Annotated in this window: 22 protein-coding genes; 7 read left to right on the top strand and 15 right to left on the bottom strand. The window is 73.3% G+C overall.

Going from position 1 to position 21,132, the window contains the following annotated elements:
* Window positions 1–3 precede the first annotated feature (3 nt).
* From VMF51_RS09025 to VMF51_RS09060, 8 genes are all read right to left on the bottom strand, one after another.
* A complete protein-coding gene (locus VMF51_RS09025; RefSeq protein WP_325474085.1) occupies window positions 4–1,884 on the bottom strand; it encodes a PAS domain-containing hybrid sensor histidine kinase/response regulator in 1,881 nt (626 codons plus the stop codon).
* A 123-nt stretch (window positions 1,885–2,007) separates the two neighbouring features.
* Window positions 2,008–2,742 (bottom strand): response regulator transcription factor, encoded by a 735-nt coding sequence (locus tag VMF51_RS09030; protein ID WP_325474086.1) that lies wholly within the window; start codon window positions 2,740–2,742, stop codon window positions 2,008–2,010.
* A 48-nt stretch (window positions 2,743–2,790) separates the two neighbouring features.
* A complete protein-coding gene (locus VMF51_RS09035; RefSeq protein ID WP_325474087.1) occupies window positions 2,791–4,044 on the bottom strand; it encodes an RNA polymerase sigma factor in 1,254 nt (417 codons plus the stop codon).
* Window positions 4,045–4,066: 22 nt separating this feature from the next.
* Window positions 4,067–4,489 (bottom strand): YciI family protein, encoded by a 423-nt coding sequence (locus VMF51_RS09040; protein WP_325474088.1) that lies wholly within the window; start codon window positions 4,487–4,489, stop codon window positions 4,067–4,069.
* 95 nt (window positions 4,490–4,584) lie between these two features.
* Window positions 4,585–5,577 carry a GntG family PLP-dependent aldolase gene (locus tag VMF51_RS09045; protein ID WP_325474089.1) on the bottom strand — a complete coding sequence of 331 codons (993 nt, stop codon included), beginning with the start codon at window positions 5,575–5,577 and terminating at the stop codon, window positions 4,585–4,587.
* Window positions 5,578–6,109: 532 nt separating this feature from the next.
* Window positions 6,110–7,453 (bottom strand): class II 3-deoxy-7-phosphoheptulonate synthase, encoded by a 1,344-nt coding sequence (locus tag VMF51_RS09050; protein WP_325474090.1) that lies wholly within the window; start codon window positions 7,451–7,453, stop codon window positions 6,110–6,112.
* A 74-nt stretch (window positions 7,454–7,527) separates the two neighbouring features.
* A complete protein-coding gene (locus tag VMF51_RS09055) occupies window positions 7,528–8,985 on the bottom strand; it encodes an APC family permease (RefSeq protein ID WP_325474091.1) in 1,458 nt (485 codons plus the stop codon).
* Window positions 8,986–9,037: 52 nt separating this feature from the next.
* The gene (locus VMF51_RS09060) at window positions 9,038–9,604 is read right to left on the bottom strand and encodes a hypothetical protein (protein ID WP_325474092.1); all 567 of its coding nucleotides are present in this window, start codon (window positions 9,602–9,604) and stop codon (window positions 9,038–9,040) included.
* Between the two features lie 63 nt (window positions 9,605–9,667).
* Here VMF51_RS09060 and VMF51_RS09065 point away from each other — a divergent pair, with 63 nt between their 5' ends.
* From VMF51_RS09065 to VMF51_RS09075, 3 genes are read left to right on the top strand one after another with little or no spacing between them, the layout of a single operon-like run.
* Window positions 9,668–10,432, top strand: coding sequence for an endonuclease/exonuclease/phosphatase family protein (locus VMF51_RS09065; protein WP_325474093.1), 765 nt, complete (start codon window positions 9,668–9,670; stop codon window positions 10,430–10,432).
* A 49-nt stretch (window positions 10,433–10,481) separates the two neighbouring features.
* Window positions 10,482–11,039 carry a TetR/AcrR family transcriptional regulator gene (locus tag VMF51_RS09070; protein ID WP_325474094.1) on the top strand — a complete coding sequence of 186 codons (558 nt, stop codon included), beginning with the start codon at window positions 10,482–10,484 and terminating at the stop codon, window positions 11,037–11,039.
* 8 nt (window positions 11,040–11,047) lie between these two features.
* Entirely contained in the window at window positions 11,048–12,559 is a 1,512-nt protein-coding gene (locus tag VMF51_RS09075; protein WP_325474095.1) for an MFS transporter, read from the top strand.
* An 80-nt stretch (window positions 12,560–12,639) separates the two neighbouring features.
* On the opposite strand, the gene VMF51_RS09080 is transcribed toward VMF51_RS09075, so the two are convergent.
* On the bottom strand, window positions 12,640–13,668 hold the full coding sequence (locus VMF51_RS09080; protein ID WP_325474096.1) for a 6-phosphofructokinase: 1,029 nt from the start codon (window positions 13,666–13,668) through the stop codon (window positions 12,640–12,642).
* 136 nt (window positions 13,669–13,804) lie between these two features.
* Here VMF51_RS09080 and VMF51_RS09085 point away from each other — a divergent pair, with 136 nt between their 5' ends.
* Both VMF51_RS09085 and VMF51_RS09090 read left to right on the top strand, forming a co-directional pair.
* Window positions 13,805–14,620 carry a DUF1028 domain-containing protein gene (locus tag VMF51_RS09085; RefSeq protein WP_325474097.1) on the top strand — a complete coding sequence of 272 codons (816 nt, stop codon included), beginning with the start codon at window positions 13,805–13,807 and terminating at the stop codon, window positions 14,618–14,620.
* Window positions 14,617–15,045 carry a hypothetical protein gene (locus VMF51_RS09090; RefSeq protein WP_325474098.1) on the top strand — a complete coding sequence of 143 codons (429 nt, stop codon included), beginning with the start codon at window positions 14,617–14,619 and terminating at the stop codon, window positions 15,043–15,045. The genes VMF51_RS09085 and VMF51_RS09090 overlap by 4 nt, the downstream gene beginning before the upstream one ends.
* A 7-nt stretch (window positions 15,046–15,052) precedes the next feature.
* Here the strand turns inward: VMF51_RS09090 and VMF51_RS09095 are convergent, their stop codons facing one another.
* The 6 genes from VMF51_RS09095 to VMF51_RS09120 all read right to left on the bottom strand — a co-directional run bounded on the left by VMF51_RS09095 (window position 15,053) and on the right by VMF51_RS09120 (window position 19,825).
* On the bottom strand, window positions 15,053–15,934 hold the full coding sequence (locus VMF51_RS09095; RefSeq protein ID WP_325474099.1) for a hypothetical protein: 882 nt from the start codon (window positions 15,932–15,934) through the stop codon (window positions 15,053–15,055).
* Complete coding sequence (locus tag VMF51_RS09100) at window positions 15,927–16,787, bottom strand: arylamine N-acetyltransferase family protein (protein WP_325474100.1); 861 nt, start codon at window positions 16,785–16,787, stop codon at window positions 15,927–15,929. The genes VMF51_RS09095 and VMF51_RS09100 overlap by 8 nt, the downstream gene beginning before the upstream one ends.
* Window positions 16,774–17,436, bottom strand: coding sequence for a response regulator transcription factor (locus VMF51_RS09105; RefSeq protein WP_325474101.1), 663 nt, complete (start codon window positions 17,434–17,436; stop codon window positions 16,774–16,776). Before VMF51_RS09105 ends, VMF51_RS09100 begins: the two co-directional genes overlap by 14 nt.
* A 9-nt stretch (window positions 17,437–17,445) precedes the next feature.
* Complete coding sequence (locus tag VMF51_RS09110) at window positions 17,446–17,976, bottom strand: flavin reductase family protein (protein ID WP_325474102.1); 531 nt, start codon at window positions 17,974–17,976, stop codon at window positions 17,446–17,448.
* On the bottom strand, window positions 17,973–19,040 hold the full coding sequence (gene macS / locus VMF51_RS09115) for a MacS family sensor histidine kinase (protein WP_414689451.1): 1,068 nt from the start codon (window positions 19,038–19,040) through the stop codon (window positions 17,973–17,975). Before macS ends, VMF51_RS09110 begins: the two co-directional genes overlap by 4 nt.
* A 65-nt stretch (window positions 19,041–19,105) precedes the next feature.
* On the bottom strand, window positions 19,106–19,825 hold the full coding sequence (locus VMF51_RS09120) for a lysophospholipid acyltransferase family protein (RefSeq protein WP_325474103.1): 720 nt from the start codon (window positions 19,823–19,825) through the stop codon (window positions 19,106–19,108).
* Between the two features lie 62 nt (window positions 19,826–19,887).
* On the opposite strand from VMF51_RS09120, the gene VMF51_RS09125 reads away from it, so the two are divergent.
* Entirely contained in the window at window positions 19,888–20,658 is a 771-nt protein-coding gene (locus tag VMF51_RS09125) for an alpha/beta hydrolase (RefSeq protein WP_325474104.1), read from the top strand.
* 43 nt (window positions 20,659–20,701) lie between these two features.
* On the top strand, window positions 20,702–21,130 hold the full coding sequence (locus VMF51_RS09130; protein WP_325474105.1) for a hypothetical protein: 429 nt from the start codon (window positions 20,702–20,704) through the stop codon (window positions 21,128–21,130).
* Window positions 21,131–21,132 lie beyond the last annotated feature (2 nt).

A 21,132-nucleotide genomic window follows, 5' to 3' on the forward strand; every position in this document is an offset into this window, starting at 1 on the left:
CTCCTAGGATCGCCGCTCGCGCTGGGGCACCCGCGCCAGCGCGGCGGCCAGGGCGTCCAGCACGACGGGCTTGCTGAGGTAGTCGTCCATCCCCGCGGCCAGGAACCGCTCGCGGTCGCCACCGAGCGCGTTCGCGGTCAGGGCCACCAGCCACGGCCGGTCCTCGCCGGCCTGCTCCCGGATCAGGCTCGCGGCGCGCAGGCCGTCCATCACCGGCATCTGGACGTCCATGAGGACCACGTCGAAGAAGCCGCGCCGTACGGCGTCGACGGCCTGCTGGCCGTTCACGACCACGGTCGGCGCGGCGATGCCCAGCCGGTCCAGCATCCGGGTGACGACCTTCCGGTTGACCGGGTCGTCCTCGACGACGAGCACGGCGAGGCCGGCCGCGGGCTCGGGTCGCTGGTCGGCCACCGGCTCCGGCGACACCGGGCAGATGTCGTGCGTCATCCGGATGTCGACCCGGGTGCCGCTGCCGACCGCGGACGACAGCTCGATCTCGCCGCCCATCGCCTCCACCAGGCCCCGGGAGATGGCGAGGCCGAGACCGGTGCCCCCGTGCTCACGGGTGGACGAGGCGTCGACGCGCACGAACGAGCGGAACAGCTCCGGCACCCGCTCGGGCGGGATGCCGATGCCGGTGTCCTGGACGGAGGTGACGACCTCGACGCGGCCGTCGGGGAGGTCGCGCGCCTCGCAGCGCACCACGACCGCGCCCTCCGGGGTGAACTTCACCGCGTTCCCGATGACGTTGACGAGGACCTGGCGCAGGCGGGTGGTGTCGCCGCGCAGGGTCGGCGGGAGGTCGGGGGCGCAGCGCAGCGACAGGGCGATGTTCTGCTGGTCCGCGGAGGCAGCGAACATCCCGACCGTCTCGTCGAGCAGCTCGCGCATCGAGAACGGCTCGTCGGCGTACGCCATCCGGCCCGACTCCAGGCTCGAGTAGTCCAGGACGTCGTTGATCAGGGCGAGCAGGTGGCTGCCGCTGCGCTGGGCGGTCTGGACGAAGTCGCGCTGCTCCTCGTCGAGCTCGGTCATCAGCAGCAGGTCGGTGAGCCCCAGGACCGCGTTGAGCGGGGTCCGGATCTCGTGGCTCATGGTGGCCAGGAACGTCGCCTTCTCCTGCGCCGCGAGCTCGGCCGCCCGCCGCGCCGTGGCGTGCAGCTGCTCCAGCTCGTGCCGCTCGGTGATGTCGGTCATCACCGCGAAGTAGCCCTCGATGACGCCCTCGGGGTCGAGCAGCGGCGAGGCGTCCAGGCTGAGCCAGGCCTCCCGGCCGTCGGCACCGTGCAGGACGAGCTCGACCTGCCGGCGCTCGCCGCGGTCCATCGCCTCGTCGAGCAGCTGCAGGGCCTCCGGGTCCGTGCCCGGACCCCGCAGGACGTCCATCGCGTGCTGGCCGCGCATGACGTCCAGGGTCCAGCCGGTCGCCCGCTCGAAGGCCTCGTTGACCCAGAGGATCTTGCCCCGCTCGTCGGTCGCGGCCAGGGCGCTGTCGGTGGCGCGCAGGACCCGCGAGTAGAACGACAGGTCGTCGTTGACCTCGCGGAGCTCGGCGAGCGCCTGCTCGCGGTGCCGGTCGATGCGGACCAGCACCCAGGCGCCGGCGACGCCCAGCGCGATTCCCGCGAGCAGGATCGCGGTCAGCAGCACCAGCAGCCGCCGCAGGTCCTCGACCAGCTCACCGTCGATGGTGGCCGCGTCGTCGCCGAACTGGCGCTCGTGCTCCTGGGCGTGGGTCAGCAGGTCGTAGCCCAGCTTGACGCTCACCGCGATCAGCACGATCCCCAGCACGGCGAGACCCACCGCCAGCCACCGCCAGCGGCGCGGGGCCCCGCTCAGCACGACGACCCCGCCGGACCCGACGGCGCCGGCGCTGCGCACCGGGCGCAGGAGGCGTCGAGGCGTCGGGCTAGCACGACGGAAACCCTTCCACGCGCTGCGCAAGCGAGCCCTTAGAGATGATGTGGATTTGATCAAGGTTGCCGTGACGGCCCGGATCGACGCTCAGGGCGCCGTCTCCAGCCGGTAGCCCGTGCCCCGCACGGTGACGATCGGGTCCGGTGCGCCGAGCGCCGTGCGGAGCTTGCGACGCAGGTTTCCGATGTGGACGTCGACGACCCGGAGGTCGCCGTACCCGTCGCCCCAGACGTCCTCCTGGAGCTCCTGACGGCTCCGGACCCGTCCGGGGGCGGCCGACAGGGCGGACAGCAGGTCGAACTCGGTCCGGGTGAGGGTCAGCGGCGCGCCCGCCACGCTCGCCTCACGACCGGCGACGTCGACCACGATCTCCCCGGCCCGGCGGACCGGATCGGTCCTCGGCGCACGGGGGCGGCGGCGTACGGCGCGGATGCGCGCGGCCAGCTCGACCGGCGAGTACGGCTTGGTCACGTAGTCGTCGGCGCCGAGCCGGAAGCCGATCACCTTCTCCACCTCGGAGTCGTGGGCGGTCACGATCACCACGTGGGCGTCGGTGAAGGTGCGTAGCCGCCGGCACACCTCGAAGCCGTCCATGCCGGGCAGCGCGACGTCGATGAGGAGCAGGTCGAAGTCGTGCACCCGGGCCACGTCGAGCCCCCGTTCGCCGGACCGGGCGACGTGCACCTCGAACCCGCAGCCCGCCAGGATCCGCGACGAGAGCCGGGCGAACTCCTCGGCGTCCTCGATCACCAGCGCGGTCGGCCGCCCGGCGGCGATGCCGCGGGTCCGGGTGGGCAGCGCGGTCGGGGCGGGAGCAGGCACGGGCGACCCATCGGCAGCGACGCGGTCCTGCTGAGCCGCGACCGGAAGTCAGCCGAGCCGCTCGATCTTGCGCCGCAGCAGGCCCCGCTCACGCTCGTTGGCACAGAGGGCGACGGCCGCCTCCAGCTCGGCACGGGCGTCGTCCGTGCGGCCGAGCCTGGCCAGCAGCTCGCCGCGGACGCTCGGCAGCAGGTGGGAGCCGGCGAGGCTGCCGGACGCGACCAGCTCGTCGACCGCGTCCAGCGCGGCGGCCGGTCCCGCGGCCATCGCCAGGGCGACCGCCCGGTTGAGCTCGACCACCGGCGACGGCGCCAGCCGGCCGAGCACCTCGTAGAGCAGCACCACCCGCTCCCAGTCGGTGGCCGCCACCGAGGGGGCGTCCGCGTGGCAGGCGGCGATCGCGGCCTGGACGCCGTACGCCCCGAGGCCGCGGCCGACCCGGCCCGCCTGGTCCAGCGCCGCCCGGCCCCGCCGGATCGCGGCGCGGTCCCACCGGCCTCGGTCCTGGTCCTCCAGCAGCACCGGGTCGCCGGCAGGGTCGAGCCGGGCGGGGAAGCGGGCGGCGGTCAGCTCCAGCAGCGCGAGCAGGCCGTGGGCCTCCGGCTCGTCGGGCACCAGCCGGGCCAGCACCCGGGCCAGCCGGACCGCCTCCCCCGCGAGGTCGACGCGGATCAGGTCCCTCCCGGACGTGGCCGTCGAGCCCTCGGTGAAGATCACGTAGAGGACGCTGAGCACCGACCCGAGCCGCTCGCGCCGCTCGGGTCCCGGCGGCACCTCGAACGGCACCCGCGCAGCCGCGAGGGTCTTCTTGGCCCGGGTGATGCGGGCTTGGACGGTCGCGGTCGGCACCAGGAACGCGCGAGCGATCTCGTCGCTGGTCAGACCACCCAGGACCCGGAGGGTGAGCGCGACCTGCGACTCCGGGGACAGCGCCGGGTGGCAGGAGACGAACATCAGCGCGAGGGCGTCGTCCTCGATCCGGTCCGGGTCCCACAACAGGTCGGGGTCGGTCTCCTCCTCGGACCGCTCCCGCTCGAGCGCGGCGTACCGCTCGTCGCGGGCCGCGCGCCGGCGGAAGCCGTCGATCGCGCGGCGCCGGCCGACGGTGAGCAGCCAGCCCGCCGGGTTGGCGGGTACGCCGTCGCGCGGCCAGCTGACCAGCGCCTCGGCGAACGCCTCCTGGGCGAGGTCCTCCGCGAGCGTGAAGTCGCCGGTGTAGCGGGCCAGGGTGCCGACGATGTGGGCGGACTCGATCCGCCACACCGCCGCCACCGCCTCCCGCCCGGTGCCCGTCGCGCTCACCGCGCGGAGCCCCGCCGGCGCCTCAGAGCTGGCCGGTCGACTCGCGCCAGGCCCGCTCCTTCTGGATCCACGGGTTGTCCTGCGGGAACTCGTCGATGCTGGGCACCCGGCGGATCTCGGTCTGGAAGCCGGCCCCGGCTGCGGGCATCCGCTTGGCCCACTCGACCGCCTCCTCCTGCGAGGCGACGTCGAGGATGTAGAAGCCGCCGAACAGCTCCTTGGTCTCGCCGTACGGCCCGTCGGTGACGACCGGGGGCTGCGAGGAGTAGTCGACGACGACCCCACCGCTCGCGTCGTCGAGGCCCTCCGCGGCGACCAGCACGCCGGCGTTGATCAGCTCGTCGTTGAAGCGGCCCATCGTCTCCAGCATCTGGTCCATGTCGACGTCCGCGAAGGCGGCGTACGCCTCGGCGGAGGTGGCGCGCATGATGAGCATGTACTTCATGATGATCTCCTCGGGTTCGGGGTCCCGAGTGGGACCCTCTCACCCGTCAGTCGAACGGGGAACGCCCCGATCGACATCGCGTGGAGAAAAGTTCGTCAGAGTCCCGCGAGGATCCCGGCCGCGCGCTCGGCGTAGGCCCGGGAGACGTCGAGATGGGTCACCATCCGGACCGTGCGGGGACCGACCGCGGAGACCAGGACGCCCGCCTCGCCGGCCCGCTGGACGTACGACGCCGCGTCGGGCCGCTCGACCACGACGATGTTGGTGTCGACCTCCGCAGGGTCGCCGCCGCTCGCCTCGGCGAGCAGCCGCGCGTGGTCGTGGTCCTCGGCCAGGCGCTCGACGTGGTGGTCGAGCGCGTGCAGGCCGGCCGCGGCCAGGATGCCGACCTGCCGCATCCCGCCGCCCATCCGCTTGCGCCACACCCGGGCCTCGGCCACCGCGTCGGCGGAGCCGACCATCAACGAGCCGACCGGCGCCCCGAGGCCCTTCGACAGGCAGACGGCCAGCACGTCCGCGACCGCGCCGTACTCCGCGAGCGGGGTGCCGGTGGCGACGTGGGCGTTCCAGATCCGGGCGCCGTCCACGTGCACCTTGGTCCCCGCGGCCGTGGCGAACTCGCGCAGGTCGAGGAGATCGGTCAGCGGCAGCACCGCTCCCCCGGCGAAGTTGTGGGTGTTCTCGACGGAGATCGCCGCGGTGGGCACGAAGAACGGCCCCAGGTCCGGGGCGAAGAGGTCCCGCAGCACGGGCAGGTCGACCTGGCCGCGCGGGTGGATCCAGGTGCGCATGGTGATGCCGGAGTACGCCGCGTGCGCCCCCAGCTCGGCCCGCGCGATGTGGGCGCGGGACTCGCAGAGCACCTCTTGGCCCGGCTGCACCACCGAGCGGACCGCCAGCACGTTGGCCATCGACCCGGTCGGCGTGAACAGCGCCGCCTCGTGACCGAACAGCCCGGCCACCCGCTCCTCGAGCGCACGGACGGTGGGATCCTCGCCGTACACGTCGTCGCCGACCTCCGCCCGCGCCATCGCAGCGCGCATCGCCTCGGTCGGCTTCGTGAGGGTGTCGGAGCGCAGATCGATCACCCGCCCATCCTCACCGATGGCGGCTCATCGACGCTCGTCGAGGCCTGGTGATCGAGGCCGACCGTCGACAAGACCGGTTTCGAGGCTCAGGACTTCGTCCTTCACACCTCAACCAGCGGTGGGCACCCGACGCCGGTTGAGGTGCGACGAGCGCCAGCGAGGAGCCTCGAAACCCCGTACGCCGAGCGACCGCCTCGACCGACGCCGACTCCCGACAAGACGGGTTTCGAGGCTCAGGACTCCGTCCTTCACACCTCAACCAGCGGTGGTTTCGGGACTTCGTCCTTCGCACCTCAACCACCGGTGGGGACCCGACGCTGGTTGAGGTGCGACGAGCGCCAGCGAGGAGCCTCGAAACCCGGTGAGCCGAGCGACGGCCTCCACCGACGCCGACTCCCGACAAGACGGGTTTCGAGGCTCAGGACTCCGTCCTTCACACCTCAACCAGCGGTGGGTTCAGGACTCGGTCCTTCGCACCTCAACCAGCGGTGGGTTCAGGACTCGGTCCTTCGCACCTCGACCAGCGGCGGGCTCAGGGCTTGCTCTGGCGCAGCATGTCCGCGACGAGGAAGGCGAGCTCGAGGCTCTGCACCCGGTTCAGCCGGGGGTCGCAGACCGACTCGTAGCGTGCGGAGAGGTCCATGTCGGTGAGCTCCTCACCGCCGCCGACGCACTCGGTGACGTCGTCGCCGGTGAGCTCGACGTGCAGGCCGCCGGGCCAGGTGCCGAGCGAGCGGTGCACGTCGAAGAAGCCCTGCACCTCGTCGATGACGTCGCCGAAGCGGCGGGTCTTGTAGCCCGAGCTCGCCTCGAAGGTGTTGCCGTGCATCGGGTCGCAGATCCACGCGACCTGGAGGCCCTCGGCGGTGACCTTCTCGATCAGGGACGGCAGGCCGTCGCGGATCTTGCCCGCGCCGAAGCGGGTGATGAAGGTCAGCCGACCGGCCTCGTTGGTCGGGTTCAGCTTCGCGGCCAGCGCGAGCGCGTCGTCGGGGGACGTCGTCGGGCCGAGCTTCACGCCGATCGGGTTCTGGATGTGGCTGAGCAGCTCGACGTGGGCGTTGTCGAGCTGGCGGGTGCGCTCCCCGATCCAGACGAAGTGCCCGGAGACGTCGTACGGCAGCTGCGTGCGGGAGTCGATGCGGGTCATCGCGTGCTCGTACTCCAGCACCAGCGCCTCGTGGCTGGAGTGGAAGTCGACCCGGTGGAACTCGTCGGGGTCGGCACCGATCGCCTTCATGAAGGTCAGCGCGCGCTCGATCTCGTTGGCCATCTGCTCGTACTGCTGGCCGACCGGGGACTCCTTGACGAAGTCGGTGTTCCAGGCGTGCACCTGGCGCAGGTCGGCGTACCCGCCGGTGACGAAGGCGCGCACCAGGTTGAGCGTGGCGGCCGAGGCGTTGTAGACGTCGACGAGACGCTGCGGGTCGGGGACCCGCGCGGCCTCGGTGAACTCGTAGCCGTTGACCGCGTCGCCGCGGTACGCCGGCAGCGTGATGCCATTGCGGGTCTCGTTGTCGCTGGAGCGGGGCTTGGCGTACTGGCCCGCGAGCCGCCCCACCTTCACCACCGGCACCGACGCGGCGTAGGTCAGTACGACGGCCATCTGCAGCAGCACCCGCAGCTTGTTGCGGACGTTGTCGGCGGTCACGCCGGCGAACGTCTCGGCGCAGTCGCCGCCCTGGAGCAGGAACGCCTCGCCGCGCGCGACCGCGCCGATCTTGGCCTTCAGGTCGTCGCACTCACCCGCGAAGACCAGCGGCGGCATCGTGCGCAGGCGGTCGACGGCAGCGTCGACCGCACCCCGGTCGGGGTACGTCGGCTGCTGGGCCGGGCCGAGGGCGTGCAGGTCGGACAGGGAGGGGATGGTGCTCACCCCTCCAGAGTACGGCGGGTCACCGCCGGCCCCCGATTCGCCGAGGAGCGGTGAGACCGATCCCCGGACGGTGCTCAGTCCTCGAGGTGCTCGATGTCGCGGAAGCCGGTCTTCTTGGCCCGGACGCCCCGGTTGGTCAGCCAGGTGAAGGCCCACAGCACGATGCCGAGACCGAGCAGGCCGGCGGCGATCTTGTACTGGACCATGTCCGCCTCCAGCCGCGCCCAGGGACCCAGCAGGTAGGCGCAGGCGACGGCGCCGATGATCGGCACGACGGTGGGCGCACGGAAGGCGCGCTCGGGCGTCGGCTCGCGGCGCAGCACCAGGCAGCAGACGTTGACGATCGTGAAGACCGCGAGCAGCAGGAGCGACGTCGTACCGGACAGCGCGGCCACGACGGTGCTGTCGGACTGGGTGCGGACCACGACGATCAGGGCCAGCGCCAGGACGGTGGTGAACAGGATCGCCATCCAGGGCGAGCGCCGGACGGGCAGCACCCGGCCCAGGGTCCGCGGCAGCACGTCCTGGCGGGCCATGCCGTAGATCAGCCGGCTGGCCATCAGCATGTTGATCAGCGCCGTGTTGGCGACCGCGAAGACCGTGAGGAACGGGAAGATCTTGTCGATGGGCAGGTCGGGAGCGCCGACCCGGACCACGTCGAGGAGTACGCCGGCCTCGGGGTTCTGCGGGTTGGCGATGTCGCCGGGCGGGATGACCGCCACGACGGTGACCGCCACGAGCATGTAGATGATCACCGCGATCCCGAGGCCGGTGAGCATCATCCGCGGGAAGATGCGCAGCGGGTCCTTGGTCTCCTCGACCATGTTGACCGAGTCCTCGAAGCCCACCATCGAGAAGAACGCGATCGCCGTGGCGATCGTGACCGCCATGAACAGGCCCTTGTCGTCGGGGCTCTCGAAGACCGTCACCCGGCCCAGGTCGCCGTCGCCGCCCGTGACGGCGTAGAAGCCGATCCCGATGACGATCGCGAGCGCGGTCATCTCGACCAGGGTCAGCACGACGTTGAACTTCACGCTCTCCCCCACGCCGCGCAGGTTGATCCCGGCGAGCAGCATCATGAACAGCAGCGCCGTGACCAGGCTGGCGGTGTCGCTCGTGGGGATCCCCGGCAGCAGCTCGTCCAGGCCGATGAGCAGGTTCTCGGCGAGCAGTCCCGAGGACGTCGAGGCGCTGGTGATGCCGGAGCACACCACGGTGAAGGCCACCAGGAACGTGACGAAGTGGATGCCGAAGGCCTTGTGCGTGTAGAGCGCCGCGCCCGCCGCCTGGGGGTACTTCGTGACCAGCTCCAGATAGGAGTACGCCGTCAGCGTGGCGACCGCGAACGCCACCAGGAACGGCAGCCAGGCGATGCCGCCGACCTGGCCGGCCAGTCGCCCGGTGACGGCGTACACGCCCGCGCCGAGGATGTCGCCCACGATGAACAGCAGCAGGAGCTTCGGCCCCATCACCCGCTTCAGGTCGGGTTCGGGACCGTTGACGTCGACCTGGTCGCTGCTCGTCGCGCTCATGGGTGGCCAGTTGCCCTCACCCCTTGGGGCGAAACCCTCCCGCCCGGGTGGATCAGACCGGTTCGACGACGCCGAGGCGCTCGAGCAGCACCAGGAAGGCCACGGCGAAGTCGTTGTCCGCCGTCTCGCTGCGCACCTCGCCCCAGTCGACCTGCTCGCGCACCGCCCGGGCGACGGGCAGCAGCCGGCCGAAGTCACAGGCGTGCTCCTCCAGGGCGTTCAGCTTGTGCCCCATCAACACCGTGGCCGCGAGCACCGGCATCTGGACCGACTCGACCTCGATCCGGTCGACCTCTGCCAGCACCTGCCGGGTCATCGACTCCCCGTTCGTGCGGAACAGGACGTCGACCATCGCCTCGTCGACGTACACCTTGAACAGCCAGTCCTCCGGCGGCCGCACGACCTCGAGTCCTCGCCCGGCGAGCAGGTCCGCCGCCGCGTCGGCGTCCTCCTCGGCCACCACGAAGTCGACGTCGTGGTCGGGCTCCGGGCCGCCCCGCGCCCACACGGCGTACCCACCGGCGAGCGCGAAGGGCACCTCGCCCTCCTTGAGCGCGACCGCGACCAGCTTCAGCGCCTCGCGCAGTCCCCGTCGTACGTCGTCGCCGTCGTCGCCCACGCCGCGCGGAGTACCCGACGGCCGGGGCGGGCATGCCGACGCCGAGCGGGTACCGGCCCGGCGATGCGCCTCGTGACCTTCAACATCCTCAACGGCCGGGCTCCCGACGACAGCCAGGTCGACCTGGACGTCTTCGCGGCCGCGATCTCCTCCCTCGACGCCGACGTCCTGGCCCTCCAGGAGGTCGACCGCAACCAGCCCCGCTCCCAGCACGCCGACCTGACGGCGACAGCCGCCGAGGCGATGGGGGCGACCGAGCACCGCTTCGTGGCCGCGCTCAACGGGAGCCCGGGCGCCACCTGGGTCGCCGCCACGGGCGAGGAGCAGCCGGACTCGGCGGCGTACGGAATCGCCCTGCTGAGCCGGCTCCCGGTCACGGCGTGGGAGGTCGTGCGGCTGCCCACGCTGCGCTCCGCCGTGCCGATGCGGTTCCGGGGATCCTGGCGGCCGGTCCTGGTGCGCGACGAGCCCCGGGTCGGACTCGCCGCGGTCATCGACGGACCGGCCGGCCCGATCACCGTGGCCAACACCCACCTCTCCTTCGTGCCCTGGTGGAACACCCGGCAGCTGCGCGCGCTGACCGGTGCCCTGACGGGTACGCCGCGGCCGCTGGTGCTCGTGGGCGACCTGAACATGGAGCCCGACCGGGTCCGCCGCACGACCGGGCTCCGCTCCCTGGTGGACGCCCCGACCTTCCCCGTGCAGGGGCCGACCCAGCAGCTGGACCACGTGCTCGTCGACGGCGACCTGCGGGCGCGGGCGGCCGAGGCGCGCGCCCTGCCGGTCTCGGACCACCGCGCTTTGGTGACGGACCTCGAGTTCGGCTAGTTTGAGACAACTTCGTCTCATTCGAGACGTCTCAGTCTCAGGAGAACAGATGCCCAGCCGCGACGAGCTGCTCGACGGCGCCCTGCGCCACCTCAACGCGGATCCGGCCGCCCCGATGGCGGCCGTGGCCGAGGCGATCGGGGTGAGCCGGGCGACCCTCAACCGCCAGTTCGCCGGTCGCGCCGACCTGGTGCACGCCATCGGCGTGCGCTGCCTGGACCGCTGGGAGGAGACCCAGGCCAGCGCCGGCCTGGCCGCCGCGACCGCCTCCGGCGACGCCGAGCGGATCACCGCCTGCGTGGACACGATGATGCGCGCACTCGCGCGCGACGCCGAGGACTTCGCCTTCGCGCTGACCGAGCACTCGCTGGAGGCCTTCCCCGACCTCGTCGAGCGCACCCGGGCCCTGGTCGCGGTGGAGATCGACCTCCTCGCCGCCGCGCAGCGCGCCGGCGTGCTGCGCCCCGACGTACCTCCGGCGTGGCTGAGCCATGTCGTGTACGGCGTGATGGTCGCCGTCCGCGAGGCGCTGCGCGCAGGCGACATCGGGTCCCGGGCCGCCGGCGACCTCGCCGTCCGCACCTTCCTGGCGGGGGCCTCCGCATGAGCGCCGTGATGACCGAGGCACGCCTGCGGTGGGCCGGGCTCGCCGTACTGTGCACCAGCCTGCTGGTCGTCGTCATGGACATGACGATCCTGAGCCTGGCCCTGCCGGCCATCTCCGCCGACCTTCGCCCCGGCGCCGTCGAGCTGCTCTGGATGGTCGACATCTACGCGCTCGTCCTCGCCGGACTGCTCGTGACCGCCAGCGCGATCGGCGACCGCTGGGGCCGGCGCCGGATGCTCGTCGCGGGCTTCGCGACCTTCGGCCTCGCGTCGCTGGCCGTGCTGGTCGTCGACAGCCCGGCCGGCGTCATCGCCGTACGCGCCCTGCTGGGGGTGGGCGGCGCGATGATCATGCCGTCGACGCTCTCGATGGTGCGGACCATGTTCACCGACCCGCGGGAGCGGGCGACCGCGCTGGGCTGCTGGGGCGCCACCGCCGCGGTCGGCACCGCGCTCGGCCCCATCATCGGCGGCGCGCTGCTGGAGGCGTTCCGCTGGCACTCGGCGTTCCTGGTCAACGTGCCGGTGATGGCCGTGGCGATCGTCGCCGCCCTGCTGCTGCTCCCCGAGAGCCGGTCCGAGCGGCCCGGCACCCTCGACCCGATCGCCACCGTGCTGTCGGTGGTGGGCATGGTCGCGCTCGTCTACGCCGTCAAGCACACCGGCGAGCACGGCCTGACCGGCAAGGGCGTGGTCGCGGCCGTGGTCGCCGTGGTCGGCCTGGTCCTCTTCGTACGCCGCTGCCTGGCCCAGCCGAACCCCGTCCTGGAGATCCGGCTGTTCCGCGAGCGCGCCTTCAGCGCGGGCGTCATCACGGCGCTGTGCAGCAGCATCGCCTCGATCGCCGCGCTGCTGCTGCTCAGCCAGTGGCTGCAGCTGGTGCGCGGCTGGTCCCCGCTCGAGTCCGGCTTCGCCCTGCTCCCGATGGCCGTGGCGGGCGTGCTCTGCTCGCTGCTCGCCCCCGCGCTGGCCGACCGGATCGGCGCCCGGCCCGTGCTCGCGGGCGGTCTGCTCGTGGGCGGCATCGGCTTCCTGCTGGTCTTCCTGCTCCCCACGCCGCTGACGTACGCCGGCGTCGCCGTCTCCCTCGTCCTGGTCGGCGCGGGCAGCGGCTCGCTCGCCCTGGCCTCCGCGGCGATCATGTCCGGCGCCCCGGCCGACAAGGCCGGCAGCGCCGCCGCGATCGAGGAGTCGAGCTACGAGATCGGCGGCGTGCTGGGGGTCGCCGTGCTCGGCAGCCTGGCCGGCGCGGTCTACCGCGCCGACCTGCCGGTCTCCGACCTCACGGCCGCCGGCCTCGACGCGGCCACCGGGGACGTCGTACGCGACTCACTCGGCGGGGCGCTCGAGGTCTCCGACCTGCTCGGTCCCGGCGGCGCGAGCCTGGCGACGCAGGCGACCGAGGCGTTCACGCACTCGCTGACCTGGACCGGCCTCGCCGGCGGCATCGTGATGCTCGCCGCCGCCGCCCTCGTCTGGTGGCTCGCTCCCCGCGACCTCGACGTCTCCGCCGGCCACTGAGCCGAGTCGGCAGAAGTTGCGCGTCGAGTCGGCAGAACTTGCCGACAGACCGTCGACAAGTTCTGCCGACTCGGCGATGGTCAGCCGAAGAAGACCTGGGCCTCGGCGTACTCCTCGGGGCTGACGAGCTTCAGCTCGCCGGTGCCCTCGATCAGTGGGAGCCGGACGATCTTGGTGCCCTGCAGGGCCATCATCGTGCCGAAGTCGCCGTCGGCGACCGCGTCAATGGCCTGCAGGCCGAAGCGGGTGGCGAGCCAGCGGTCGAAGGCGGTGGGGGTGCCGCCCCGCTGGATGTGCCCGAGTACGACGGCGCGCGCCTCCTTGCCCGTGCGCTGCTCGATCTCGCTGGCCAGCCGGTCGCCGATGCCGCCGAGCCGGACGTGGCCGAAGGCGTCGACCTCGCCGGACTGCAGCGTCATGTCGCCGCCCTCGACGGGGACCGCGCCCTCGGAGACCACGATGATCGGGGCGTACTGGGTCTGGAAGCGGGTCTCGACGTGGGCGCAGATCGCCTCGATGTCGAACGGCTGCTCCGGGATCAGCACCGCGCTGGCGCCACCGGCGATGCCGGCGTGCAGCGCGATCCAGCCGGCGTGCCGGCCCATGACCTCGACCACGAGCACCCGGTGGTGCGACTCGGCCGTGGTGTGCAGCCGGTCGATGGCCTCGGTCGCGACGTTGACCGCGGTGTCGAAGCCGAAGGTGAAGTCGGTGCCGGACAGGTCGTTGTCGATGGTCTTCGGTACGCCGACGACCTGGACGCCGAGGTCGGCCAGCTTGGTCGCGACGCCCAGGGTGTCCTCGCCGCCGATGGCCACCAGCGCGTCGACGCCGTGCGCGGCCAGGTTGTCCTTGATCCGCTCGACGCCGCCGTCGATCTTGAACGGGTTGGTGCGCGAGGAGCCGAGGATCGTGCCGCCGCGCGGCAGGATGCCGCGGCACTGCTCGATGCCGAGCTCCATGGTCAGGCCCTCCAGCGGCCCCTTCCAGCCGTCGCGGAAGCCCACGAACTCGAACCCGTGATCGCGGACCCCCTTGCGGACGACCGCCCGGATGACGGCGTTCAGGCCGGGACAGTCCCCGCCTCCGGTGAGCACTCCGACGCGCATCGACACTCCTCCTACTGACCTCTGCATGACCAGGTGGATGGTTCGTTGGATCGTTCACAGGCGACCCTAGTGGGAGCGCGGTCGCGCGGGCTACGACCTCACGCGGCTGACTGGTCCGCGTGACTACGCTGCGGCCATGACGTTCTCGATCGTGGCCCGGTCCGCCGACGGAGAGTCCTGGGGCGTCGCGGTCGCCTCCCGGTTCCTGGCGGTGGGCGCCAGCGTGCCCGCCGCCGTCGCCCAGGTCGGCGCGATCGCCACCCAGGCCGACGCCAACGTGGCCTACAAGGGTCTGGCCCTCTCCCACCTCGACGACGGCGCGACGGCGTCGGTCGCCCTGCAGCGGCTGCTGGAGGAGGACGAGGGGCGCGACCACCGCCAGGTCGGCATCGTCGACGTCGACGGCGGCGCCGCGACCCACACCGGCCACGCCTGCCTGGACTGGGCCGGCGGTCTCACCGGCGACGGCTACGCCATCCAGGGCAACGTCCTGGCCGGCGAGCACGTCGTCCTGGCCATGCGCGACGCCTGGGAGGCCACCGCCCCCGAGCTGCCGCTCGCCCACCGGCTCCTCGCCGCGCTCGCCGCCGGCGACGACGCGGGCGGCGACCGACGGGGCCGGCAGTCCGCCGCGCTGCTCGTCGTCCGCGACGAGGCGGGGTACGGCGGCCTCGACGACATCGCCGTCGACCTCCGGGTCGACGACCACGCGTCGCCGCTGCCGGAGCTGGCCCGGCTGCTGGACCTCAACGACCTCTACCTCACCGCCTCGACCGAGGAGGAGAAGGTGCCCGTGACGCCCGAGCTCGACGCCGAGCTGGCCGCCTTCGCCGAGGCGCAGGGGCACCGGGACTTCCTGGCCTGGGTCGGCACCGAGAACTACGAGATGCGCGTCGCGCCCGACCTGTCCTGGATCGACGAGAAGGTCCTCGCGATCGTCCGCGACCGGTGACCGCCGACGAGCTCTGGCGGGCCTTCCTCGCCGCGATCCCCGCCGACGCCGACCACGTCGTCGTCGACGGCCCGCCCTCGCTGGTCCTCTGGGACGTCGAGACCCTCGGTTCGCCCCGGCCGCCGATCCTGGCGCCCGACGAACGGGCCGACCCGGCGACCGGGTTGGCCTGGATCGCCGCCCACGAGCCGCACACCTGGGCGCTGGTGCTCGAGGGCCGGTACGCCGCGGGCCCGGTCGCGTCGTACCTCATCGCGCGAGCCACGCGCGGGCTGCTCCACGTCACCACCGACCCCGCCTGGTCGAGCGACCGGGCCGCGGAACTCGGCGTACCGGACGACGTGCTGCCGGAGCTCGTCCCGCCCGGCCCCGTCGGTTCCGCCGACCCGCGGCTCGTGGGACGGGCTGTGTCGCTGGTGGTCTGAGACCGCCCTACGCCAGCCGGTCGACCGCCGCCTGGGCGGCGTCCCGCTCGCGGGTCGCCTCGGCGAGGACGGACTCGGCCTCCGTGCGGGCGTCCTCGGCGTCGGACAGCTCGTCGTCGACCTCCTCGGCGGTCGACTCCAGCTCGGCGAGCCGGCGGCGCAGCTCCTCCATCTCCCCCTGCAGCTGGAGCGCACGCGCCTCCAACTCGGTCACCGAGGCGGCGGCCTCGTCGAGCCCGCCCTGGGCCGCCTCGACCTCCTCCTGCGCCGCCTCGAGCAGCTCCCGGGCGGCGGCCAGCGCCTTGGCGTCGGCGTCGGGGTCGGGGACGACGTGCAGCTCGGGCCGGGCCGCGGGCTCGGCGTCGCGGGCGGTGGCCTGGAAGCCCAGCGCCTCGGGGGCGGCCACGGCGGCGGCGAGGTCCACGTCGTCGACGCCGGTCGCGGTCAGCGCCGTCACCAGCAGCCCGCTGCGTACGGCGGCCGCGCACCCCTCGTCGACCATCGCCGCGGTCAGCGTCGCCTCGACCTGGTCGGCGACGGCCGCGGTGACCTTCAGCCCGCGCTCCTTCGCGACCCCGCGGGCCTGGGTGGTGACGGCGGCGGTCAGCTGGCGCCGCTGCCGGGTCAGCGCCCGCAGCTCGTCGCCCGACATCGCCGCCTGCGCCTCGCGAAGCGCGGCGCCGACGGCGAGCACCTGGTCGACCTGCTCGGTCTCGTGCCGGACCAGCAGGTTGACCACCCACGCGGCCGTCGCCGGCTTGCGCAGGGCCTTGACCTGCTTGCCGAGGTCGGTCCCCTTCAGCGCCTTCGCCCGGGCGTCCCGCGCCGGGGTGAACTCGGCCAGGTCGAGCCCGTAGAGCTCGTCGGCGATCTGGAGCAGCTCACTCATCGCGACCTCGCGACCGTCCGGCCGCCCACTCCAGGTGCGCGGCCCAGCTGCGGGCGTACAGCTCGCGCAACGGATCCTCCGGGAGGTCGTCGAGCGGGACCCGCAGCTCCCCGGTCAGCGCCGCGCGCCAGTCGTCGTACGACGCCAGCACGGTCTCGGTCGCCCCCGTGGGCGTCACCCGGCGCAGCAGGCAGCCGCGCACCTCCCGGATCCCGCCGGCGTCCCGGCGCTGGACGACCACGAGCCGCGCGAACCGGCCCTCGCCCGGCGCGGACAGCTCGGCGTGCGAGGCCACCATCGCGCCGGGGCCGGTGTCGCCGCCGGTCACCTCGATGCCGGCGAACGAGCCTGCCGGGTCGTGCCGGAAGGACCATCCGTCCGGCCCGACGTCGCTGAGGCGGTAGCGGAACCCGTCCTGCACGTGCTCGCCGTCGACCAGCGGCAACGGCAGCCGGAAGCCCTCGCCCAGGCCCACGTCGGCCCACCAGCGACCGGCGGGGTTCTCGGCCGTGGGCAGGCCCGTCACCTCGAGCGCGAGGTGGTTGAGCGGGCCGCTGCGGTGCGCCTCGTCCTGCCACACGTGCGCGTGCCGGCGGCGTACGGCGAACCCGAGGTCGCTCAGCACGAGCTCCAGCGCGGCGTTCTGGTGCAGGCAGTAGCCGGCGCGCCCGACGCGGCCGATGCGATCCAGGCAGGTCTCGGGGTCCACCGACGGCGGCAGGCCGAGCATGATGCCGAGATTCTCGTAGGGCACGTGCGCGAGGTGCCGGTCGTGGACCAGGAACAGCGTGTCCAGGGTCGGCGGCGCCCCGGCGTCGATCTCCAGCCGGCGCAGGTACCTACGCGTCGGCATCGTCGAGCCCCTGCGCGATCGCGTAGCGGGTCAGCTCCACCCGGTTGTGCATCTGGAGCTTGCGCAGGGTGTTCTGCACGTGGTTCTGGACGGTCCGGTGCGAGAGCACCAGCCGCTCGGCGATCTGGCGGTACGACAACCCCTTGGCCACCATCTTCAGCACCTCGGTCTCCCGCTCGGTCAGCTCGGGGAAGCCGTCCGGGGCGGCGGCCGGCTCGCTGAGCCGGCGGTACTCCCCCAGCACGAGGCCGGCCAGACCGGGGGTGAAGACGGTGTCCCCGGCGGCGACGCGGCGTACGGCGTCGAGCAGCTCCTCGCGCGACGCCGACTTCACCAGGTACCCGGTGGCGCCCGCCTTGACCGCCTCCAGGACGTCGGCCTGCTCGCCGGAGGCGGAGAGGATCAGCACCCGCGCCGACGGGTCCTGGCGGAGCACCTCGGCGGTGACCTCGACCCCGTTCGGCGCCGGAATCTGCAGGTCGAGGACCAGCACCTGGGGCCGGGCCGCCGGGAAGCGGGCCAGCGCCTCCGAGCCGTTGGCGGCGACCGCGACGACGTCGAAGCCCGCCGCCTGCAGGTCGCGCTCCACCGCGTCGCGCCACATGGGGTGGTCGTCGACGACCATGACGCGGATCGGCTGCTCGTCCATGCCGGAAATCTAGTTGCTGTCGCCGGGCGCGGGCCGCAGCCACCGCCCCCGGCGGTGCGCCAGCGGGTCGCGGTCGTCGCCGACGACGATCTCCTCGACCACGCAGGTCAGCAGCGCCGACCAGCCGACGGACGCCGTCGTCTCGAGACGTACGCCGGCCCAGGTGCTCGCGCCCGCGAGCCGCGGACCCCACGGCGTCTGCTCGAAGTCGGCCTGGCGGAACGGGCCGCCCGGGGCCGGGGCGGTGCCCGCGAACGCCTCCGCCAGGTCGCGCTCCTCCCAGGCGAGCAGCTGGACGACGCACCGTCCGGTCTCGGCCACCACGTCGGCCAGGTCGGAGTCGGGATCCACCAGCGCCAGGACCCGCGCCGGCTCACCGGCCGCGACCATCAGCGACGTCACCGTCAGCCCCGCGCGCCCGTGCTGGTCCTCGAGGTCGCCCGCGGTCCACAACGAGACGGCGCCGCCGAGCCGGCCGCGCAGGCGGCGTACCGGATCGGGCTCGGGGTCGGCGAACGGGTGGGTGCTGTGAATGGTCATCGAGCCTCCCGGGGGACGGCGATCTCCCACTCGGTGCCGTCGGCACCGGTGGTCAGGGTGGCGGTGCCGCCGAGGTCGGCGACCCGGCCGCGGATCGACTCGCGCACGCCCAGCCGGCCCTGCTCGGCGGCCTCGCCGAGCCGGCCGTCGGGGATGCCCGGGCCGTCGTCGCGCACCGAGACCTCCACCCGGTCGGGCAGGGCCTCCAGGAGCACCCAGGCCGAGGCTCCGGGCGCGTGGCGGTCGGTGTTGTCGAGGCAGGCCGCCACGGCGGCGACGAGCTCGCGGCCGGCGTACGCGGGCAGCTCGACGGGTACGCCGGGGCCGGCGACCACGACGCCGGGCCGCTCGAAGCGGGCGATCTCCGCGGCGATGTCGACGGTGCCCGCCGCGCCGTCCGCCGCGGGCAGCGCGTCCTGGGCGTGGATGAGGCTGCGCAGCACGGCCTCCTGCTCGCCGGCCAGCCGGCCCAGCTCGGCCGCCTCGCCGCCGAGCTCCGCCCCGCGGCGCTGCACGAGCGCGAGCACCTGCAGCACGCCGTCGTGCACGGCTCGCGCGAGCCGTGCCCGCTCCGCCGCCGCGGCCGCCTCGCGCTCGGCAGCGTCACGGCGCTCGGCCATCCGCTGCAGCGACTCGGCCAGCCCGCCGATGACGACGCCCCCGATCACCAGCAGGTAGGCGTTGCCGTAGTTGGTCTGGCTGATGTCCTCGCGGATGGCGAGGTCGGCGACGGCCAGCACCAGGGCGGCGGCCAGCCCGCCCCGCCAGCGCCAGTGCACGGCCCAGGCCAGCAGCGCGCCCATCACCCAGAAGCCCGGCACCGTCGCGCTGAACCCGGCGCCTTTGACCAGCGGGGTGGCCAGGAGGAGGGCGAGCGCCACGGCCAGGTCGAGGCCCAGCACGACGGCGGTACGACGCGCCGGGTCGGCGTACGCCCACACGGTGAAGGCGGTCCAGGCGACCATCACGAGGACCAGCACCAGGCCCGCGACCGGGCGCTGGAAGTTGTCGGCGCGGTAGAGGTTGAGCCCGACCGCGTTGACGAGCAGGACCACCCGCAGCACCGCGAGCGCCCGGAACAGCCGGTCCTCGACCGTCGTCTCCGGCCGGCGCCAGCCGATCTCTCGGCTCAGGACGCCTTCTTCTGCTCGTCGGGGCCGGCCTGCTCGGCCCGCTTCGACTCCTCCTTGGCGCGGGCGGCGTACTGGTCGACGTACTCCTGGCCGGAGAGGCGCATGATCTCGTACATGATCTCGTCGGTGACCGAGCGCAGGATGTAGCGGTCGTTCTCCATGCCCTCGTAGCGGGAGAAGTCCAGCGGCTTGCCGAAGCGCACGACCGGGCGCACCAGTCGGCCGAACTTCTTGCCCGGGGGCGCGACCACGTCGGTGCCGACGACCGCGACCGGGATGACCGGTACGCCGGTCTCCAGGGCCAGCCGGGCGACGCCCGTCTTGCCGCGGTAGAGCTTGCCGTCGTGGGAGCGGGTGCCCTCGGGGTAGATGCCGAACAGGTCCCCGTCGCCGAGGATCCGCTTGGCGGCGCTCAGCGCGCCCTCGGCCGCCGACGCGCCGGAGCGGTCGATCGGCACCTGACCCGCGCCGGAGAAGAAGAGCCGCTGGAACCAGCCCTTCAGGCCCGGGGTGGTGAAGTACTCGGCCTTCGCCACGAACGTCACGCGCCGCGACAGGGTCAGCGGCATGAACAGCCAGTCGGCGTACGAGAGGTGGTTGCTGGCGAGGATCGCCGGCCCCTCCAGGGGGACGTTGTCGGCCCCCCTCACCTGGGGACGGAACACGACCCGGAGCATCGGCCCCAGCGCGATCCACTTCAGGAACCAGTAGAACACCGCACACCCTCCCCGCCGCCGAGCACGTCACCGGAACTGTAGACCCTCCTACAGTGAGCGCCATGACGATGCACCCGCAGGCGACGCCGCTCTCGGTCCCCGCCCGTCCCGAGCTCACCGGCGGCCGGCGCGTCGGCGTGCTGCTCAGCCACGGCTTCACCGGCCAGCCCGCCTCGGTCAAGCCCTGGGGCGAGCACCTCGCCGCGCTCGGGTACGCCGTCGAGGTCCCGCGCCTGCCCGGCCACGGCACCACCTGGCAGGAGATGAACCGCACCACGTGGGTCGACTGGTACGGCGAGCTGACGCGCGTCTTCGACCGGCTCTGCCTCGACAACGACGCGGTCGTCGTCGGCGGGCTCTCGATGGGCGGCGCCCTGAGCCTGCTGCTCGCCGCCGAGCACCCCGACCGCGTCTCCGGGGTGGTCGTCGTCAACCCGGCGGTCGCGACCAAGCGCGTCGACGTCAAGCTGCTGCCCGTGCTCAAGCACGTGCTCCCGTCGATGCCCGGCATCGTCGACGACATCAAGAAGGAGGGCGTGACCGAGCACGGCTACCCGCGCGTCCCGCTGCGGGCCGCCGCCACGATGTTCGGCGCCTGGCCGGCGCTCACCCGCGAGCTGTCGAAGGTGACCGCCCCGCTGCTGTACTTCCGCTCCACCGTCGACCACGTCGTCGACGAGCTGTCCGAGCCGCTGATCACGGGGTCGGTCTCCTCACGCGACGTCTCCGTCGTACGCCTCGAGGACAGCTATCACGTCGCGACCCTCGACAACGACGCGCCGACCATCTTCGCCGGCACCGCCTCGTTCGTGGCCCGGGTGACCACGGCGTAACGAGTCGTTGGTAGGTCCAGGTCCGACCGCCTACCCTCGAGTGGTGCAACGCGACGACGACGAGGACGCCGCCTGGCGCGCCATCGTCGACAACTACGGGACGCGTCCGGAGCTCGACCCCGAGACCGCCCCCGCGCCGGTCCCCGACCCGGCGCAGGACCTGGCCGACCTGGCCGACCTGGCGGACCCGGCCGTCGACGACGACTGGGACACCGACCCGGTCTTCCCCGACGACCGCTTCGTCCCCCCGCCGCCGCCCCCGCTGCCCCGCCCGAGCCGCGACCGGCTGATCGCCTGGCTCGGCGTCTTCGGCGCCCCGGCCGTGCTGCTGGTCTGCCTGATCGCCGGGATCGGCCTGCCCCGGCTGCTGGCCTACGGCCTGGTCGCCGCGTTCGTCGGCGGGTTCGTCTACCTGGTGTGGCGGATGCCCCGCGGCCCGCGGGACCCCTGGGACGACGGCGCCAAGGTGTAGCG

It is taken from the genome of Nocardioides sp., from assembly GCF_035503875.1.
GTDB lineage: Bacteria > Actinomycetota > Actinomycetes > Propionibacteriales > Nocardioidaceae > Nocardioides.

Bases quoted from the DNA above. Each gene is read 5' to 3' on its own strand.
- VMF51_RS09110 (WP_325474102.1), bottom strand. From the start codon at position 17,976: ATGACCATTCACAGCACCCACCCGTTCGCCGACCCCGAGCCCGATCCG.
- VMF51_RS09055 (WP_325474091.1), bottom strand. From the start codon at position 8,985: ATGAGCGCGACGAGCAGCGACCAGGTCGACGTCAACGGTCCCGAACCC.
- VMF51_RS09065 (WP_325474093.1), top strand. From the start codon at position 9,668: ATGCGCCTCGTGACCTTCAACATCCTCAACGGCCGGGCTCCCGACGAC.
- VMF51_RS09125 (WP_325474104.1), top strand. From the start codon at position 19,888: ATGACGATGCACCCGCAGGCGACGCCGCTCTCGGTCCCCGCCCGTCCC.
- VMF51_RS09100 (WP_325474100.1), bottom strand. From the start codon at position 16,787: ATGCCGACGCGTAGGTACCTGCGCCGGCTGGAGATCGACGCCGGGGCG.
- VMF51_RS09105 (WP_325474101.1), bottom strand. From the start codon at position 17,436: ATGGACGAGCAGCCGATCCGCGTCATGGTCGTCGACGACCACCCCATG.
- VMF51_RS09080 (WP_325474096.1), bottom strand. From the start codon at position 13,668: ATGCGCGTCGGAGTGCTCACCGGAGGCGGGGACTGTCCCGGCCTGAAC.
- VMF51_RS09075 (WP_325474095.1), top strand. From the start codon at position 11,048: ATGACCGAGGCACGCCTGCGGTGGGCCGGGCTCGCCGTACTGTGCACC.
- VMF51_RS09070 (WP_325474094.1), top strand. From the start codon at position 10,482: ATGCCCAGCCGCGACGAGCTGCTCGACGGCGCCCTGCGCCACCTCAAC.
- VMF51_RS09085 (WP_325474097.1), top strand. From the start codon at position 13,805: ATGACGTTCTCGATCGTGGCCCGGTCCGCCGACGGAGAGTCCTGGGGC.
- VMF51_RS09095 (WP_325474099.1), bottom strand. From the start codon at position 15,934: ATGAGTGAGCTGCTCCAGATCGCCGACGAGCTCTACGGGCTCGACCTG.
- VMF51_RS09040 (WP_325474088.1), bottom strand. From the start codon at position 4,489: ATGAAGTACATGCTCATCATGCGCGCCACCTCCGCCGAGGCGTACGCC.